Origin of the sequence: Isobaculum melis, from assembly GCF_900111355.1 — a bacterium.
In the GTDB taxonomy this organism is placed as follows: Bacteria; Bacillota; Bacilli; order Lactobacillales; family Carnobacteriaceae; genus Isobaculum; species Isobaculum melis.
On sequence record NZ_FOHA01000010.1, the window covers coordinates 65604 to 82251 of the forward strand.

The following is a 16648-nucleotide window of genomic DNA, read 5'->3' on the forward strand; positions in this document are numbered from 1 at the left end:
TTTCCGCCTCCTATAAATTGCCAAATCCTAAAGATAAATTTTTATTGTCATTTAAAGAATCAACCAAAGCTTCAAACGTTAAGGTATTTTTTTGTGAGAGTGTTTCAATAAAGATAGGTAGATTTACCCCATAAAATACTGCAACATTTTCTTTTTCATGAGTTAATAAGCTAGCCACATTAAATGGTGATCCGCCAATAATATCTGTAAAAATCAGTATATCCTCATGATTTTTTTCTAAGTAATCATTAATTTGTTCTTCTAATTGTTCAATTCCCATTGTTTCATCAAAACTAATAGAAGAAACATCCTCTAAATTACTTCCTAACATTTTTGCTGATTCTACAAAGCTTTTTCCTAACTGAGCATGGGTAATTATCAAAATTTTTGTCATTTCATCCTCCATAAATATTCGGCATTTTTAAAGAATATATTTTCTAATGCTACATCTGAAAAGCCAAGATGTTGGAATTTTTCAATTTCAATATTTACTGGCTTATAGGGCCAATCTGTTCCAAACGCAACTCTTTCTGAGCCTAGCACTTTGACTGATTGTTTTAAGACTTCCGGGTCCATTTGTCCTGATGTTTCCACCCAAACATTTGGTAAATCCTTAATGGCTTCAATGGTTGAAAAGCCAAACTCATAATAGCCAGTATGTGTAAATAAAAAATCGACTTTTGGAAATTTTCTTGCCCACTCCGCCCAAATATAAGGTGTACTTAATGGTGCTGTACCCACATGCATTTGAACATGCTTTTGGTATTTTTGAATGGTTTCAAAAATGGCATCTAGTTCTGGTCGATTATCCGGATAATAACCTTGTTTCCAAGAATGAAACTTACAACCATTCATCTTGTAGTCGCCCAAACATTTTTCGACTTCATCGACTGCATCTTCATTTTTAGGATTAATAAAAGCATATCCTTCAATAAAATCCGGATATTCCTTCATTGCCTGATAAGTAATCTCATTTTGTGTTTGCGTATCATTACCTGATAAGCAACTAATCCCAACTTTTTCAATACCATACTGCTTTAGTTCATTCACCATCTCTGCTACAGGAACAGACTCACCAGAGCTTGTAGGTCCAAAATGGGAGTGAATATCATATTTTTTCATTCGATCCCTTCTTTCTTTAATAGTCATGACGTCATGATGTATTTTCATATTAGCATACCCACTTTACCTTTGCAACCGCTTTCTTAAAGGGAGTTTTCTTGCCTATTCTTAAATTATCGATTCTTTATATTGCGTTATATGAGTAAGAATGATTAAAATTATTGATTTTTTCCAACAAAAAAAACTCTTAAAATTAGAGAGAAGTGACCTATAAAAGCGAGATCCATCAAAAAAAAGACGAAAAAACAGACATTATCAGGAATATGTCCCGAAAAGGAACACCTGCTGATAATGCCTGTATAGAATCGTTTCATACCTCACTAAAATGCTTTAACTTCTATATTCTAACAAGTCTGATCTATCCTAACTACTTATTTTCCAATTTTTATTGAAATGATTCACTGGAAAATTTAAACCTTTAATGATTAACCAAAATGTAAAGGCGATTTCTCCAATTGTTAATTAGTCTTGCTTAATTATTTTTCAATTTTTTCTCCTTCACTTTCTTGATTATTTGTCCCATAAGAGAATACTTCTTCTAAAGGTAATCTAAACACTCTAGCAATTAAAAATGCTACTTCTAGTGATGGTGAATATTTTTCTTTCTCTATTGCAACAATCGTTTGTCTTGTAACGCCTACTTTTTCAGCTAATTGCTGCTGTGTCATTTCATCATGTAGAAACCGTAATTTCCGAATAGAATTATGCACGTTATTTTTTGACATATTATGCCTCTCTTTCATAAAAAAACACATATGAAGCTTCCAAAATTGTTCCAGCAATAATGAAAGAAAAAGCTAGAATAACGAACATCATATTGATTGATTGGTTCAATGCTAAAGCAGACATTGCAAGAAAGAAACCTATTGCAAATGTAAAGCAGAAATTTCTAACCGATTTCAATTCTATTAATTGATCACGTTCATCAACAATTTTGGGTTCACTTTCTCTTGTCATCATTGTATTGATGAGATTAAAAATAATCATGACGACAATCTTTACTACAATCTCTGCTAGTAAGAGATAGACAAAGAACATCCCCCATTGTTTTGCAACTGCAAGTGAATCTACTGATAATAATGCTGTTTTTCCAATTACATCAAGATAAAAGAAAATAAAAACAACAATTGAACTAATTCCTGACAAAATGGCTTTCTTTGAATAATAAGTCATATAAAAATCCCCTTTAAATATATAATTTTTTTTACACAAAGTAAAACTATATGTACAATATAACTTAACTCACAAACTATGTCAAACATTCTTTACACCGAATCAAATATTCTTTACTTAGGATAAATAAAAAAACACTTCCATGAGGAAATGTTTTTTTATCAACTTATTTTACATAACAGCAATTACAGCACATCATACTCCGCAATTTCACTAGAAATAATCATCGATGTTTCCTTTCCTTCATGCTCTTTTGGACGTTCTCTCTTATGCAGCTGTTTAAAACTATTGCTACTTACCCAAGCTTTTTGATGCGCTCTTGATTCCCAGTAACTTAAGACAACAATTTCACTAACAGCTGGATTTTTGCAGTTACTTCGGTTCAACAACTCAAATTTTTGAAAACCTGGAATTCCTTCCATAGCTTTTCCTGTGTGTCCACTCATAAACTGCTGAACGATTTTTTCCGCGTTCTCAGCTTGTGTTTTAATCGTATTTGTAACAACAAACATGCACTTTCCTCGATTTTATTTATTTTTGATAAAGTAATCATCAATAATTTCCCCTTGTTCAAAAGCTAAAATACGATGACAAGTTTTTTCTAAAAATTCTTGATCATGGGTAATCACTAATACTAAAATATTCTTTTGATGCAACCATTTAATCGTTTCACTGATTTCATGCATATGCACTAAGTCCAAACCGCTAGTTGGTTCATCAAAAATAATGATTTGTTTTCCTGATAATAAGGCAGTAGCAATAGCTACTCGTTGTTTTTCTCCACCAGATAGTGTTTGTGGATGTCGTTCAAGTAGATGAGATAGGTTCAACATCTCAACAACCTGTTCAAAATCTGCTACTTCCTTAGCATTTACAGTCATTTCCTTCTCAACAGTTTCAAAAAATAATTGTAAATTAACATCCTGCATCACAACATAGCTTTCAGCAATGAGTTGCTTAGGTGTTATTTTCTGTTGATTGAATAATAAATAACCTGCTTTAGGCTTCAGTAAGCCAGAGATTACTTTTGAAAACGTTGATTTACCAGCACCATTATGCCCAACAATTCCTGTAATATATTCATTGGTTAAAGTCAGTGAAGGAATAACCAGACTATTTTTTTGTTTACGATAATGAAACGTCATATCTTCACAGCTTAAAACAACTTTTTTCTCTTGCTGAAGTGAAAGGTCCGGCTGACTCATTTTTTCCAAAGTCGGTAATACTAACGTTCTAAGGCCTAACTGGTTGATTTCATCTGATGATTTTGCTAACATTTCTTTTGCAGTGTAACGCTCACGAATCATTCCTTCCTCCATCAAGAAATAATGATCAGCAACATCCGTTAAATAGTGCAAGCGATGCTCAGATAGAATAATCGTCATACCCTGCTCTTTTAATTGCAATAAATACGCTCTCAAATAACCAATTGTTGCTTCATCCAAATTACTTGATGGCTCATCTAAAATAAATAAACGATGTTGTAGCATACAAGCTGAAGCAAATGCCACCAGCTGCTTTTGACCACCAGATAAATGAAACATACTTTTTTCTAATAAATCAGTGAGTGAAAATTGCTCTGTAATTTCTTGGATGCGTTCAAGCATTTCTTGTCTTTCAACACCATAATTTTCTAATGAAAATGCTAATTCAGAATAAACATCATTGGTAAAGAATTGTGTTTTAGGATTTTGGAAAACAACCCCAATCTCTTTTACATAATCATAAAATTCCTTCTGAAAGAAATCATCATTAAAAACAATGCCAGCACCCGTCAAATCGCCTTCATATAGCTCTGGAATTAAACCATTTAAAATCCGTAATAAAGTCGATTTACCGCAACCACTTTTTCCGCATAAAACAATACACTCGCCAGCCTTCACCTGTAAATCTAGCTTCTTTAAAATAGGCGCTTCATCATATGCAAATTGAATATTTTTTAAATCAATCATTGTAGCCACCTACCTCCAATTAAAGCAAATATTAACACAGAAATTAATAAATAGTCCTGCACACGAAGCTTAATTTCATAAACACTTGTATGTTTTCCAGGATTTGCAATCCCTCTGACTAAGGCTGCAGCAGATAAATCTAAGGATGTATTTTCAGCGGACATTAAAATCGGAATAATGATATATTCCATGGTTTGCAATGGATGAATCAATAAATCTAGCGTTGTCACAGCAATGCCTCGATACTTCATTGCACTACGAATACTTTTAAAATCCTGAATAACAGTTGGGAAAAATCTAAATAGCACTGTCAAAGGAATAATGATTGCAAAAGGTAACCCCATTTTTTTTAACGCAGCAATCCATTCACTAATTTTCGTATGACTCATACCAAATGAAGCAGCCATGATTGTTGGTAACAATCTTCGATTTCCCACAAATAAAAAGGAAAGCAGGCTTAACCATGTATTTTGTACATATGGCAAAATAAAATAATCACCTAATACCAATAACCAAAAAATGATGTAGTAAATCAATCCTTTTTTTAAATCGCCATTTAATAGAAATAAGAAGAATAATAGTGTCACAAAGAAAATTTCAAGCGGAAAGGATAAATGAAGCATTAAGAGCACACTAGCAAATAAAATCGTACAGAGCTTACTTCTAGGATCAAACTTGATGCGCATTTTTTCCATGTCCTTTTCCCTTTACCTTACTAAAATGTTTGAGATAGAGCTTCTGACCAATCATGATACCAACCATACTAAACATGATAATCGCTAAAAAGCTAGCAATAAATGAGCCTGTTGTAATATGTGCAAAAACCCCATCAATATAAGCCGTATCTTTCCCTCTTGCGACTAACGAATCAATATAAGCATTTTTCATAAACCATAGGGGTAAAACAGGTCCAATTAAACCAAAGCTAAAGATGATATAACTTACTGAAGTGCGTAATTTCATTGAAATCGCTGTTTTATTTTGAAGCAAATCAGCTAAAACGGCACAAATAATATTTGGTAGAAATGACAATGGAAAATGTCCAGAAATTAGAAAAAAGATGCCCATTACTGAGCCCATAATTGTAATTGCACCAAATCTTGGAATCCGGTTTACAACTAATAGATAGACAATTCCAGCAAATAATGCTGTTAAAGCTGGGATAAAGATTGAACTATAACCAGGAATGGTAAATTGTAAAAGAATCATTGCAATACAAACAACGAGAAAGTAAATAGCGGTATAAATACCGATTAAAATATAGTCTTGAATTTTTAATTTTTTCATTCTAAGCTTGCTCCTCTAATTGGATTTTAAATAAGAATAACATCTCTCCATAAGTCGGACTCATCAGTTGTAATTGATAAAAACCTGGTCTTGAAAATTGATTGCAATCAAGCAGCAAAGCCTTTGCTGTAATGGTATAGTTTAGTTCGTTAGCATTTTGTTTCACTTTTTCTGGAGAAACAATTTCAAATTGACAGGTTTGTTCTGTTAGTTCCTGAAGGACACCTTGATCTATGGTTAAACTGAGTGTCTCTGTCATTAAGTAAATATTTTGAGAAAGCTGTGGTCTGATATTTTGTGGTTTTTTTAACTTCGTTTCAAAGGATACATCTTCAAAACCATCTGCCAAGATAGTCACTGTCACTGAATCATTCTCTTGCCAATACTCAAATGACTGATAACGTGGTGTACTTTCTGCCAAAACACCGAATTCTAAGTGATTCTCAGGTCGATGATACAAATAATCTGGCCAAACTAAAGGAATGGTCTCTCCTGATTTTGTGAGGGTTGCACTATAAATATATTGACCATAAGCTTCATGAAATTGCTCATAAGTATGGATTGCATATTCTGGTAAAAATCCAATCATTCCTGCATATTGATAATGTGCAAAGTCATATAATTCTCTCTCATACACTAATTGATTTTGGATGGTTTGAACATTGTTGCTATGCGTTACATCTAATAATGTTCGTTCAGAATACTGTCCATTTAGCAATAATTGTTTTCTTTTGTAAGTGTTTAATTGGATGATTTCTTCTTGCATGATTGGTTTTAAATTCTTAATTTTTGCGACTTCTAGAGACATTTCTGAGAACCGCTCAGGATGAATCAATGCTTGTACATAATCTTTTACTTCAATATAAATTGGTACTGCTTTGATGATATAAATAGCATCAGTTCCTAAAGTGAGACGAACCTGATTGGTATGTGGAAAACGCCGAATAATTTGCTGATACCCATCTGATAATACATAATCAGTCGCTGTTAATTGTGGACATGCTGCTTGATAAAATTGAGGCAAAGTCATATCACATTCACCAATTAAATATTTGGGTAATACTTTATCTTCTATATAAGTTGCTGAATCTATTTTAATTGGACAAGTTGTAGTTGGTTTTGTGTCATATTGGATAGAAAAAGATGCGATTTTCAATTGTTTTTTCAAAAGTATTCCCTCCTTGTTTGCTTAGTATATCACATGAAATTGATAATGAGAATCATTATCAATGATTAATTTTATGGATGATACAACAAAATATCCTGTAAAATAAAAAAATGCTTACGAAAAAATTTTCAATGTGCTACCATGGTAGACGTTACACAATTTTAGAATAAAGGATGTTTTACAAATGCCAACAAACAAAAAAGAGTCTATCCTCTTTACACTTACTATGTGCTTTCTCATGGTTTTAGGAATGAGTCTCTACAACACTATTTTAAGTAAAGGAATTGATAATCAATTATTCATCAATTTACTGACTGGTTTTATCCCTGCATTTATCGTTGCCCTCTTATTAGATATTTTTATTGTGGGACCTAATGCAAAGAAACTTGCATTTAAATTACCAATTAATAAAACAAAAAAAATACAAGTGGCATTATCGATTTCTTGCTGTATGGTACTTGGTATGGTCATGTTTATGTCAATTTTTGGTTTAATTTCACAAGGGAATTTCTCTGATAATCTATTTTTAGACTATTTAAAAACAGCTAGAAATAATGTAGTTTGTGCACTTCCCCTTCAATTATTAATTGTTGGCCCACTTGCTAGAAAGTTATTGGCAATTTATCAAGGAAAACAACAAGTTCAAGCGTAAAGCAAAAAAGAAGCATTTGACTAATAATTTTTATTAGTCAAATGCTTCTTTTAATGTCATCACTTTTTACAGCGGAAAATAGCTAGAATTATTTCAATCAATAGTCAAGTAATCGACCATTATCATGCCAGGAGCCATACATTTTTTGATTTTTTGTCTGCTCAATGAATTTTGCTAAGCGTCTTTCAAATAACTCCTCCTGTTTTTTATAGCTCTGAATCGTATCAATTCTGATTCGCTGATATAAAGGTGGAAAAGCTAAAAAATTTTCATATACGATCCTATCTTCTTCTAATCTCTTTTGAATAGCTTCATCTATTCTAAAAGAACTTTCAGTCATATTTGGAAGAACTTTTCTTCCAGCATCAGTCATTAGACCTAATTTTTCTAAACGACGTACACGCTCTTTATTCAATTCAGTCCATGAGCTTGTTTTAGCTCTAGGTGATAATCTTTGTGCTAATTCTGTCTCAGTTATCTTCTTCTTAACACCATCAATCCAGCCAAAACAAAGTGCTTCTTCAACTGCATCTAAATATTGAACTTTATCTACTTCAGGTTTCATACTCACAATAATCCAACAATATTTTTCAGTCCCAGCATTTTCAAGGAACCACTCTCGCAATGCAGTTCTATTTTTAATTGAAAATAAAACATCAAGCTCCATCCTCTTTCCCCCTCTTAGCCACGCTAAAACAGTATATATAATAAGAGGTTTGCTGTAAATACTTTATGATGATTTATTGTAAGAATTGTCTACTAGTAAAGATAAATAGGCATAAGAAATTATCCATTAAAAAGCTGATCGATTAAATATTTTCTCAAATTGCTTCTTTAATGGAAAATAGACAAGACTCACAATGATAATTGTGGTAAAAGTATTAATAATTGTTGGTAATAATTTTGAAATTGCACTAATAAATGCCACAGAAAAATCAGAACCTGTTAGCATAATTCCCACTGTATTTTTGAGCTGTGTCATGATAATTTTAGCAAAGCTTGATACAGCAGCAATCACAATTATTTTTTGTATAGAATCAATTTTCCGCTGAAAAGTCAAAACGGTTAATGCTGCGGCACCACCTACAATAAAACTTTCCAGAATAAAATAGGGTGCTTCAATGGCATAATCATTTAGCAAATCAAAAATAGCAAAACCTAAACCACCTGCTAGAGCACCTTTTTTATAACCAAGTAACAAAACCGCTAATAATAAAACTGCATTTCCTAAGTGTGCAAAAGCACCTGTTGGCATTGGTATTCTAATCATTGTACCTACAAAAGTTAAAGCAGCAAATAAAGCAATTAAAACAATCGATTGTGTATTTATTTTTTGAGTTGACATACAATCCTCCTAAATCTTAGACATGCGATTTTCAGCATGGTTATAAGCACCATGCCACACATGACCTAAATATGGATTAATTTTTTGTCCATTTTTAATAGCAGCTGCAACAAATTTTTTCGCCAAAGCTACAGCCTCTAATACTGAATCCCCCTTTGCTAATCCCGCTGTAATCGCAGCTGCAAAGGTACAGCCTGCACCATGATTAAAATCTGTTTGAAACAATTCTTCTTCAAAAATAGTCCATTCACTACCATCATACAAAACATCAATTGCTTGATGATTGTTTAAACGATGTCCACCTTTAATCACAACATTTGTTGGGCCTAAATCATAAATTCTTTTAGCTGCCTCTTTCATTTGTTCCACTGAGGTCAAATCCCCCATTTCAGATAATATCCCAGCTTCAATTAAATTAGGTGTGACAATCGTCGCTTTAGGCAATAGTAACTCACGCATAGCCATCACATTTTCTGGTTGCAGCAACTCAGTTGTTCCTTTACAAGCAATCACAGGATCAATCACGATAGCTGGCATATCAAATAAATCCAGATAATGCCTAGTCATTTCAATTGCTTCAACCGTACCCAGCATCCCTGTTTTCATTGCAGCCATTGCCCCTCCAGCAAAAATCGTCTTCAGCTGTTTCTCCACCAAATCAGGTGCAATTGGAGTAACCGTATGACTCCAGCCTTCATCAGGATCCATTGTTACAATACTCGTTAAGGCAGAAAACCCAAACGTACCATATTCTTCAAATGTTTTTAAATCAGCTTGAATCCCTGCTCCACCACTTGAATCTGACCCCGCGACTGTTAAAACTTTTTTAATCATCATTTTCCCCTCTTTCATTTATCTCATGCTCTGTATTATAAAGGATAGTCCATTTGACAAAAACAGCCAATTGGGTTATTTTTAGCTCATCCAATTGCTGCGAAACACAAAGAACGAAGTGATTTGATGTTGAGCAGTACAAGACGACCAAAGGGAGTGTTGATCCTTCGTTCTGAAACACAAAGAACAAAGTGATTTGATGTTGAGCTATCAGAAGTATTAATGTTTCATTCTTAATCACAAATAATGAAGTACATCAATATGCCCTTCTTCTATTCTCAAACCAAAAATACAGCTTTACCTTAAAATGCACCTATCAAACAGGAGGAATAACAAACATGTGGTCATTAAAAAAAGAAAAAGGTGTCCCCATCTACATCAGTATCATTGAATTAATTTTAGCTCATATAAAAACTGGCAAGCTCTTACCTGGAGATCGTTTGCCCTCTGAAAGAAAATTAGCCAGCTATTTTCAAGTTAATCGCTCAACTGTAGTCCACGCTTTAGACGAATTGGTTGCTTTAGGCTGGGTTGTTCGCAAACAAGGAAGTGGAACGATTGTCAACACTGGAAAATGGGGAATTCGGACGACACCAAGAACAGATTGGCGGCAATATTTAGAACAAAATGCTTTTCATAAAGTGGAGCCATTTACTGAGAAAGTTGAGCAGCTCCTTCAACAGGCGCCTAATAATTTAATAGATGGATATACAGGAGAATTACCACTAGATTTAGTGCCAACCTTTGAGTTTCCTCCCTTAACTTGGAAACATTTTTTAGAAGAAGAACAGCAAGATGATTTAGGCTATTTTCCTTTAAGACAATCGATTTGTCGTGATATTTCAGCACAATATGATTTTTCTTTATCATCAGAAAATATTTTGATTACATCTGGTGCTCAGCAAGCACTTTTTCTGATTCTTCAAGTTTTATTAAAACCCGGCGATAGTGTGGCAATAGAATCTCCTTCTTTTCTTTACTCGCTTCCTATTTTTCAGGCTGCTGGTATTCGTTTATATGGTGTAGAAATGGATGAGGAAGGCATTTGTGTAGATAGCCTTGAAAAAGTGGCACTAAAGCATCGCATTAAAATGGTCATGGTCAATCCTTCTTTCCAAAACCCTACTGGAAAAAGTATGTCTATGAAGCGACGACTAGACCTGATTGAATTCTGTCAAAGCTATCAAATGCCGATTGTAGAAGATGACGTATTTGGACAACTAAATTTTGAATCCTCTCCTCTTATTCAGCCTTTAAAGAAATTAGATCCGGAAAATGTTCTCTATATTGGCTCTCTTTCAAAAATACTTGGTTCGACTACCAAAATTGGCTGGTTAAGTGCACCACACTCTGTTATCAAACAATTGGCTGAAGCAAGAAAAATGATGGATTTTTCATTAAGTATTTTTCCACAGCTCTTAGCAAATATGGCGATGACTGATCCTCTTTATTTAACAAAAATTACCTTACTAAAAAAGGAGATAAAAAAAAGAGGTCAAGCAGTTTTTCAATTGCTAAATAGTATGAACGAATGGGAGGTCGAAATGCCTAAAGGTGGATTATATATATGGGCAAGGTGGAAAAAAGGGAATCTGAAACAAACAGATTGGTCGCTATTTTTACAAGAGCAACTCTTAATTGCACCAGGATTCTTTTTTAGTGAAAAGCAGGATTGTATCCGGATTAACTTTTCAAGAATTGATGAAACAAACTTTTTCAGCTTTAAAAAATCAATTGAAAAAATTACCTTAAAACTACTTTCTGAAAAAAATAAGATTGATTGACAAAAAATTTGATATAGAAAGTTTTTCATTTGGATCCAATCAAAAAAATGATTTGATTTTTCTATTTCAAAATGGTAAATTAACAGTATAGAAATATAAGGGGTGTAAAATGATGAAAAAATTATCAGCTTTTCTACTCGCTATGGTTGTAGTGGTTACATTAGTAGGATGCAATTCAAAAAAAGAAGCAACAGCGGATTATACAACAGCTGAGGCAGAGACAGCATTAAATGACGGAAAAGATCTTGTTGGTAAAACAGTAAAAGTGAAAGTAGACACATTTATTGAAGACGGTCCTCTTGGACATACGATTCAAGCTGGAGACCACTTAAACTTTATCTCTTCTAAAAATCCAAAAGTAAAAGATGGCGATGAACTAGTTGTGAAAATCACAAAAGTTGAAGATATGCTTGGTTCTTTTATTATTTCATATGACAAACAATAATTGATCAAGAAAGATGCTACCAAATTTAAATTTTTGGTAGCATTTTTTTGATGTTTATTTTAATATCAAACGCAAAATAAAAGAAAGACCAAACCAACCAATTAAACTAATCACAATCGCAAATACCCAACCTAGTACATTATGTTCAAATGGCAATGGCATATTCATGCCAAAAAATCCTGTAACAATTGTTGGAATCGTTAATAAAATAGAAAGTACAGTTAATAATTTCATCGTATCATTTAGATTGTTATTTAAAATATTATTATATGTTCCAGATAATTGCTGTAAAACTTGTGCTGTTAACTGCGCCATTTCGACTAATTGTTTTGCTTCAATTAAAGTATCTTCTAGCTGCTCTTTTTCAACTATATTTAATGACTGATAAATAATATTTGTTTTGATTTGTTCTAATAAAACGGTGTTTTGTTTTGTTGCAGATATAAAGTAGACAACACCTGTTTCAACAGCAGATAATGCCAATAAATTATTTTTAGTTGTTTTTTGTTTTAACATATCATTCATATGATTTCTTTCACGATTCATTTCCTCAATCATAGGGAAAAATTTATCCGTAATAATAAACAAACTTGCGAAAAGAAATTTAAAAACAGAATCATCTTGATTTTTTGCTAAATATTTTTCCATATATTGAATCACATAATGATTATCACTGTTGGTTATTGTTAATAATTGCTTATCTTTAATTAAAAATGTGATAGGAACCGCATCATAATGATTATCGTTTTTTTTCTTACGTGGAACATTATAAATCAAAATAAACGCTTCTAATTCATTATCATATTCAAAACGTGCACGTTCATTTTTGTCTAATGCATAAGAAATAATTTCACTATCAATTCCATATTGTTTATATAGTTCTGAATCCGTTGCAACATAATCTGAATGAATCGTAATCCAAATATTTTCTCCCTTACCAAATCGTTTTTCTGTCATCATATAAAAGCCTCCCACATTTATAAGGAACAAGATTTCCTTCTCTAATTTTCACTAAAACTTTTTTCAGCTTTTATTAGTATTTTTTTTAGCTGTTTTTTTTCTTCTATCGTTAAATCGTTACAAATTTTCTGATTCAACTGTTCAAAGATAAGATTGACTTGCTTAACTAATTGTTCTCCGTCAGATGTTAGAAAAATGTTTTTTTGCCGTTCATTATTTTTTGGAATTTCACGATAAATAATTTTTCGTTCTTCTAACCCTTTTAAAATATTCGTAATGGTTGCTTGTTGTTTTCCTAAATAAGTAGCAATATCCCTTTGTATGGTTCCAGGATAAAGAAAAATATAGGTAAGACTTCGAGCTTGTACACTATTCAATTGTAATTGCTTTAATTTATCTACTACATATTTTTGTTGTAATATACTAAGCATATAAATATGTTCAGCTATACTATCTCCTTTAGAAATCATACTGTTCACCTCTTCATAGATAGTTTAAACTAAAACACTTTAATTTACAACTGTTTATTATTAAAGTGTTTATGAATGGTTACCAAAAGTAAATAAACTCAAATAGTCGCAACTATCTGAGTTTATTTTTACTTATGTCATTTTCCCTCTTCACAACTCATTTTGAAACAATCTTAAGGCATAATCTTCCCAAACTGCAAGATATTCTTCTGTTTCTGAGGCTTCTCTTTTATTAAATAAGCTAGTAAATATGCTGCCAATTAGACCTGGATACATTTGAATACGCGAAATTTCACATCGCTTATCATCAATTTGAGAAACTGAGCAAGATAATCTTGAATTTAATAGAAAGAAATTGGCACCAATAGCTACTTTCATATGTTCAGAATCAATCATTTTCAGCTGACTTTTCATGCTAATTCCTTCTGGAGTATGTACATCATACATTTTTCCAACTTGAAAAAAAGGACTTGTCTCATCGTAACTGATGGTTGTAACTGTTTGTAACTTAGGCAACCAGAGATTCATTTGTGTCAGTGCTTGCCATGCATACTTTGCCTGAACTGGAATGATTTTTTCATGGGTATACGTTCTCATGTAACTCTCCTCCTTCTCATTGAGAATGGTTATCAACCAGAACAATACGCTTATTTTAATCAGGTGTCAATGGCCTTTAATAGTTCCCCATACAGCTAGGATTGCTCGTCAAAAAAAAATGCTGTGATAAAACGATTGTTCTAGTTTTATCACAGCAATCTATTTCAGTTTTGGATTTAAGCTTGTTTCGTTGGCAATATCGTCATTTCCGTAATCCCAACACTTTCAGGTTGAGAAATCGCAAATAAAACAGTTTGTGCGACAGCATCTGGGGTAATGGCGATTTGATAAAACTCCTCCATACCACTTTTTACTTCTGGAGTAGAAATCGTCTCTAATAATTCCGTTGCAATTGCCCCTGGATAAAGAGTAGTTGTACGAATGTTAGTACCTTCCATTGCAGATTCCATACGAAAACCATCCATAATCGCACGAACGGCATGTTTCGTTCCAGTATACACACTATTACCTGGAAAAACTTTCAGTCCAGCAATAGAACTTGTTGTGATCACATGTCCTGATTTTTGGGTAGTGAATTCTGGTAAAACAGCTGCGAGTGAGTTAAGCACTCCTTTAATGTTGATATCAACCATATCAGCCCACTCTTCTGTTTTCAATTCACTCATATTTGAAGCGGGCATGATCCCGGCATTCGCAAATAACACATCCACTTTACCAAATTTTTCTTTGGCCACTTGCACGAGGTTTTCTACCTCTTTCGCATGGCGAACATCCATCACAGCATAAGTACTATTTTCACCGAATTTTTTGACCAGTTCTTTTAAACGTTCTTCTCTTCTAGCCCCTAAAACTACTTTTGCACCGTTATCAATTAATAGTTGAGCTGTCGCTTCCCCTATACCAGATGAAGCACCTGTAATAACTACGACTTTATCTTTTAGATTGTTATTCATAAATAAGACTCCTTTAAATTTGTTTTTTTATTTATCCAGACCATATCGCAACCAAAGAGTATCTTCTTCAATAATCTCCACTGATTTCAATTTAAAACCAACTGGTGCTATTTCTGGCAGATTATCTGCTCGTTCAAATATCGTATTAGTATCTGTTCGTCCATCAGTTGACGGTGTCATCACAATACTGACTTCATCGATTAATCCCTCTTGTAAGAATGACCAATTGATATAGCCACCACCTGAAACCATCAATGTTTTAATGCCAAATAAAGCCAATAATTTTTCTGAAGCGAGTGTACAATCAATTAGGTCTTTTCCAGCAAAAATATAAGAAATCTGTTGTTCTCGAAGGTAAGCCACATACGCATCACTGGCTTTATCTGTTAAAATTTCAATAATGTGTGCTTCTGGACGATTTTCGTAGGTCACTGTATTTTTTGTCCAGCCAACTTTACCAGAAGGATCCGCTGAAACAATGTACATCTCAGCATTTGCTTGTGCAACATAATCTGTTCTAGGATAAGGTGTTGCGATTTCTTTCAACTCAGGTTTATGAAAATCAGTAAAATTCTTTTCCATTGTAACTCTACCGCATAGCCAAGCTTGACTATGGTAACTATCATTGGTAGTTTCATAGGCTTCACCGCCAACCACGGCATATTTTGACCCCATATATCCCCCACTAATTTTTCCATTGATAGATGTCAGCATGTGACAAATAATTTTTGGTCTGTTCATCATGTTGATTTCCCTCCATTGATTTTTTGTTTTTTCTTGATGATGCTGATTGTCGTGCCAAAAGCTAACAACAGCATGATGATTCCTTCTGCTATAAAAATATCAGTATTTTCTTTAGAAGGAAGGATATTTCCTAATATAGAAATTGAAATAGGTGCAAAAGCCGCGCCAATATTGAAACCGATTAACAGTAACGAGGTACTTTTTTCTGAATTTCCTTTTGTATCTTGATTGACCTCATTAAACAAATAAGGAATAAAGGTGCGAAAAGAAAAACCGCATAAAATTGCTGCGAATGAAACGGAAACTAAGTTTTGAGCAAAAGCAATCATAAACATTGAGATGCCTAAGACAAAAAAAGAAATCGGTAACGTCCGTTTTTTAGTTAAGGTAACGATTGACCCAAATAATGCACCTGCTGTCATGGCTCCTAAACCAACTAAGGCAAGGAAATTACTCCCATCTGTTGCATTGCCAAACCCTTTTTCAAGCAGTAACGAGGTAATTTTCACCGTCACTGACATATAGATGGTCACAACTAAAATCAATAAAGCGATATAGCCATAAGTTGAAGGATTAATTGTCTGCTTCTCTTGTTTGTTCTGCTTCGACTCCTTCTCAAGTGAAACATCTGGAACAAACCATGTGAACAGAAGAAAAATTTGTAAAGCTAGTAAATAAGCTAAAAATGAACTACGCCAATTCATTATCAGCAGTTGGCCTACTGTAAATGTAATGACCATACCACCAATTCCCTCAAATGCACTTTGAAAGCCAATCACAGATGAAAGTTCTTTCCCTTGATACAGTTTTCCCGCAAGCGAAAAGAGTAATGGATTAAATAAGCCAATGCCGATACCAAATAGGATTCTACTGAAAAAAAGAAGCCAAAAGGACTGTGCGAATACTGGGATAATCCCTGCGCCTAAAACAATGCCAATGCCAATCTGGACAGCTAACTTGTAACCAAATTTTCTAGCAAACCTATGACTGAATGGCACGGTTGAGATGATAAATAAAGAAGGGATTGTGGTAATTAATTCAACTAAAGTAGGATGAATAGTCGGATAAGCTATCATAATCGCTGGAATATTCCCAGCAATTGCCCCACCTGATACCACAAGTAGTGACACAGAAAGTAGCGAAAGTTTGGTTATTTTATTCACTGATTGGTCTCCTTTTAGATACGCTTAAAAGTGTTCTT

21 protein-coding genes and 1 pseudogene are annotated in these 16648 nt (G+C 33.4%); 4 read left to right on the forward strand and 18 right to left on the reverse strand.

The features are described 5' to 3' along the window. Window positions 1-10: 10 nt before the first annotated feature. Entirely contained in the window at window positions 11-394 is a 384-nt protein-coding gene (locus BMW29_RS08650; protein ID WP_177165729.1) for a PTS sugar transporter subunit IIA, read from the reverse strand. After that, window positions 391-1122 (reverse strand): amidohydrolase family protein, encoded by a 732-nt coding sequence (locus BMW29_RS08655; protein ID WP_092652450.1) that lies wholly within the window; start codon window positions 1120-1122, stop codon window positions 391-393. Before BMW29_RS08655 ends, BMW29_RS08650 begins: the two co-directional genes overlap by 4 nt. A gap of 209 nt (window positions 1123-1331) precedes the next feature. Between BMW29_RS08655 and BMW29_RS14225 the strand changes: the two are divergent. Continuing rightward, window positions 1332-1460: pseudogene (locus BMW29_RS14225) on the forward strand (IS3-like element ISErh1 family transposase); the annotation flags it as partial. Window positions 1461-1598: 138 nt separating this feature from the next. Here BMW29_RS14225 and BMW29_RS08660 read toward each other — a convergent pair. From BMW29_RS08660 to BMW29_RS08690, 7 genes are all read right to left on the reverse strand, one after another. Next, complete coding sequence (locus BMW29_RS08660; RefSeq protein ID WP_092652452.1) at window positions 1599-1847, reverse strand: helix-turn-helix transcriptional regulator; 249 nt, start codon at window positions 1845-1847, stop codon at window positions 1599-1601. 1 nt (window position 1848) lies between these two features. Continuing rightward, window positions 1849-2295: a hypothetical protein gene (locus BMW29_RS08665; RefSeq protein WP_092652454.1), complete on the reverse strand. Its 447-nt coding sequence runs from the start codon at window positions 2293-2295 to the stop codon at window positions 1849-1851. Window positions 2296-2480: 185 nt separating this feature from the next. Continuing rightward, window positions 2481-2807, reverse strand: a complete 327-nt coding sequence (locus tag BMW29_RS08670) for an antibiotic biosynthesis monooxygenase (RefSeq protein ID WP_092652456.1) — start codon at window positions 2805-2807, stop codon at window positions 2481-2483. A 15-nt stretch (window positions 2808-2822) separates the two neighbouring features. Next, window positions 2823-4247 carry an ABC transporter ATP-binding protein gene (locus tag BMW29_RS08675; RefSeq protein WP_092652458.1) on the reverse strand — a complete coding sequence of 475 codons (1425 nt, stop codon included), beginning with the start codon at window positions 4245-4247 and terminating at the stop codon, window positions 2823-2825. Then, window positions 4244-4942, reverse strand: a complete 699-nt coding sequence (locus tag BMW29_RS08680; RefSeq protein WP_092652460.1) for an energy-coupling factor transporter transmembrane component T family protein — start codon at window positions 4940-4942, stop codon at window positions 4244-4246. The genes BMW29_RS08675 and BMW29_RS08680 overlap by 4 nt, the downstream gene beginning before the upstream one ends. Next, entirely contained in the window at window positions 4917-5534 is a 618-nt protein-coding gene (locus BMW29_RS08685; RefSeq protein ID WP_092652462.1) for an MptD family putative ECF transporter S component, read from the reverse strand. Before BMW29_RS08685 ends, BMW29_RS08680 begins: the two co-directional genes overlap by 26 nt. A gap of 1 nt (window position 5535) precedes the next feature. After that, window positions 5536-6702, reverse strand: coding sequence for a hypothetical protein (locus BMW29_RS08690; RefSeq protein WP_092652464.1), 1167 nt, complete (start codon window positions 6700-6702; stop codon window positions 5536-5538). Between the two features lie 184 nt (window positions 6703-6886). Here BMW29_RS08690 and BMW29_RS08695 point away from each other — a divergent pair, with 184 nt between their 5' ends. Beyond that, a complete protein-coding gene (locus BMW29_RS08695; RefSeq protein WP_092652466.1) occupies window positions 6887-7354 on the forward strand; it encodes a DUF2798 domain-containing protein in 468 nt (155 codons plus the stop codon). 97 nt (window positions 7355-7451) lie between these two features. Here the strand turns inward: BMW29_RS08695 and BMW29_RS08700 are convergent, their stop codons facing one another. From BMW29_RS08700 to thiD, 3 genes are all read right to left on the reverse strand, one after another. Beyond that, on the reverse strand, window positions 7452-8021 hold the full coding sequence (locus tag BMW29_RS08700; RefSeq protein ID WP_092652468.1) for a YdeI/OmpD-associated family protein: 570 nt from the start codon (window positions 8019-8021) through the stop codon (window positions 7452-7454). 126 nt (window positions 8022-8147) lie between these two features. After that, on the reverse strand, window positions 8148-8699 hold the full coding sequence (locus BMW29_RS08705; protein ID WP_092652470.1) for an ECF transporter S component: 552 nt from the start codon (window positions 8697-8699) through the stop codon (window positions 8148-8150). Between the two features lie 9 nt (window positions 8700-8708). Then, window positions 8709-9533 (reverse strand): bifunctional hydroxymethylpyrimidine kinase/phosphomethylpyrimidine kinase, encoded by an 825-nt coding sequence (gene thiD / locus BMW29_RS08710; RefSeq protein WP_092652472.1) that lies wholly within the window; start codon window positions 9531-9533, stop codon window positions 8709-8711. Between the two features lie 338 nt (window positions 9534-9871). Between thiD and BMW29_RS08720 the strand changes: the two genes are divergently transcribed. After that, window positions 9872-11317 carry an aminotransferase-like domain-containing protein gene (locus tag BMW29_RS08720; RefSeq protein WP_092652476.1) on the forward strand — a complete coding sequence of 482 codons (1446 nt, stop codon included), beginning with the start codon at window positions 9872-9874 and terminating at the stop codon, window positions 11315-11317. Between the two features lie 112 nt (window positions 11318-11429). Then, window positions 11430-11762 (forward strand): hypothetical protein, encoded by a 333-nt coding sequence (locus BMW29_RS08725; protein WP_092652478.1) that lies wholly within the window; start codon window positions 11430-11432, stop codon window positions 11760-11762. 54 nt (window positions 11763-11816) lie between these two features. Here the strand turns inward: BMW29_RS08725 and BMW29_RS08730 are convergent, their stop codons facing one another. From BMW29_RS08730 to BMW29_RS08755, 6 genes are all read right to left on the reverse strand, one after another. Continuing rightward, window positions 11817-12722: a magnesium transporter CorA family protein gene (locus tag BMW29_RS08730; protein WP_092652480.1), complete on the reverse strand. Its 906-nt coding sequence runs from the start codon at window positions 12720-12722 to the stop codon at window positions 11817-11819. Window positions 12723-12763: 41 nt separating this feature from the next. Beyond that, the gene (locus BMW29_RS08735) at window positions 12764-13192 is read right to left on the reverse strand and encodes a MarR family winged helix-turn-helix transcriptional regulator (protein ID WP_092652482.1); all 429 of its coding nucleotides are present in this window, start codon (window positions 13190-13192) and stop codon (window positions 12764-12766) included. A gap of 150 nt (window positions 13193-13342) precedes the next feature. Next, window positions 13343-13789, reverse strand: coding sequence for a hypothetical protein (locus BMW29_RS08740; protein ID WP_092652484.1), 447 nt, complete (start codon window positions 13787-13789; stop codon window positions 13343-13345). A 176-nt stretch (window positions 13790-13965) separates the two neighbouring features. Then, complete coding sequence (locus tag BMW29_RS08745) at window positions 13966-14703, reverse strand: SDR family oxidoreductase (RefSeq protein ID WP_092652486.1); 738 nt, start codon at window positions 14701-14703, stop codon at window positions 13966-13968. Window positions 14704-14730: 27 nt separating this feature from the next. Continuing rightward, window positions 14731-15447, reverse strand: coding sequence for a dihydrofolate reductase family protein (locus tag BMW29_RS08750; RefSeq protein WP_092652488.1), 717 nt, complete (start codon window positions 15445-15447; stop codon window positions 14731-14733). After that, on the reverse strand, window positions 15444-16610 hold the full coding sequence (locus tag BMW29_RS08755) for an MFS transporter (protein WP_092652490.1): 1167 nt from the start codon (window positions 16608-16610) through the stop codon (window positions 15444-15446). The genes BMW29_RS08750 and BMW29_RS08755 overlap by 4 nt, the downstream gene beginning before the upstream one ends. Window positions 16611-16648 lie beyond the last annotated feature (38 nt).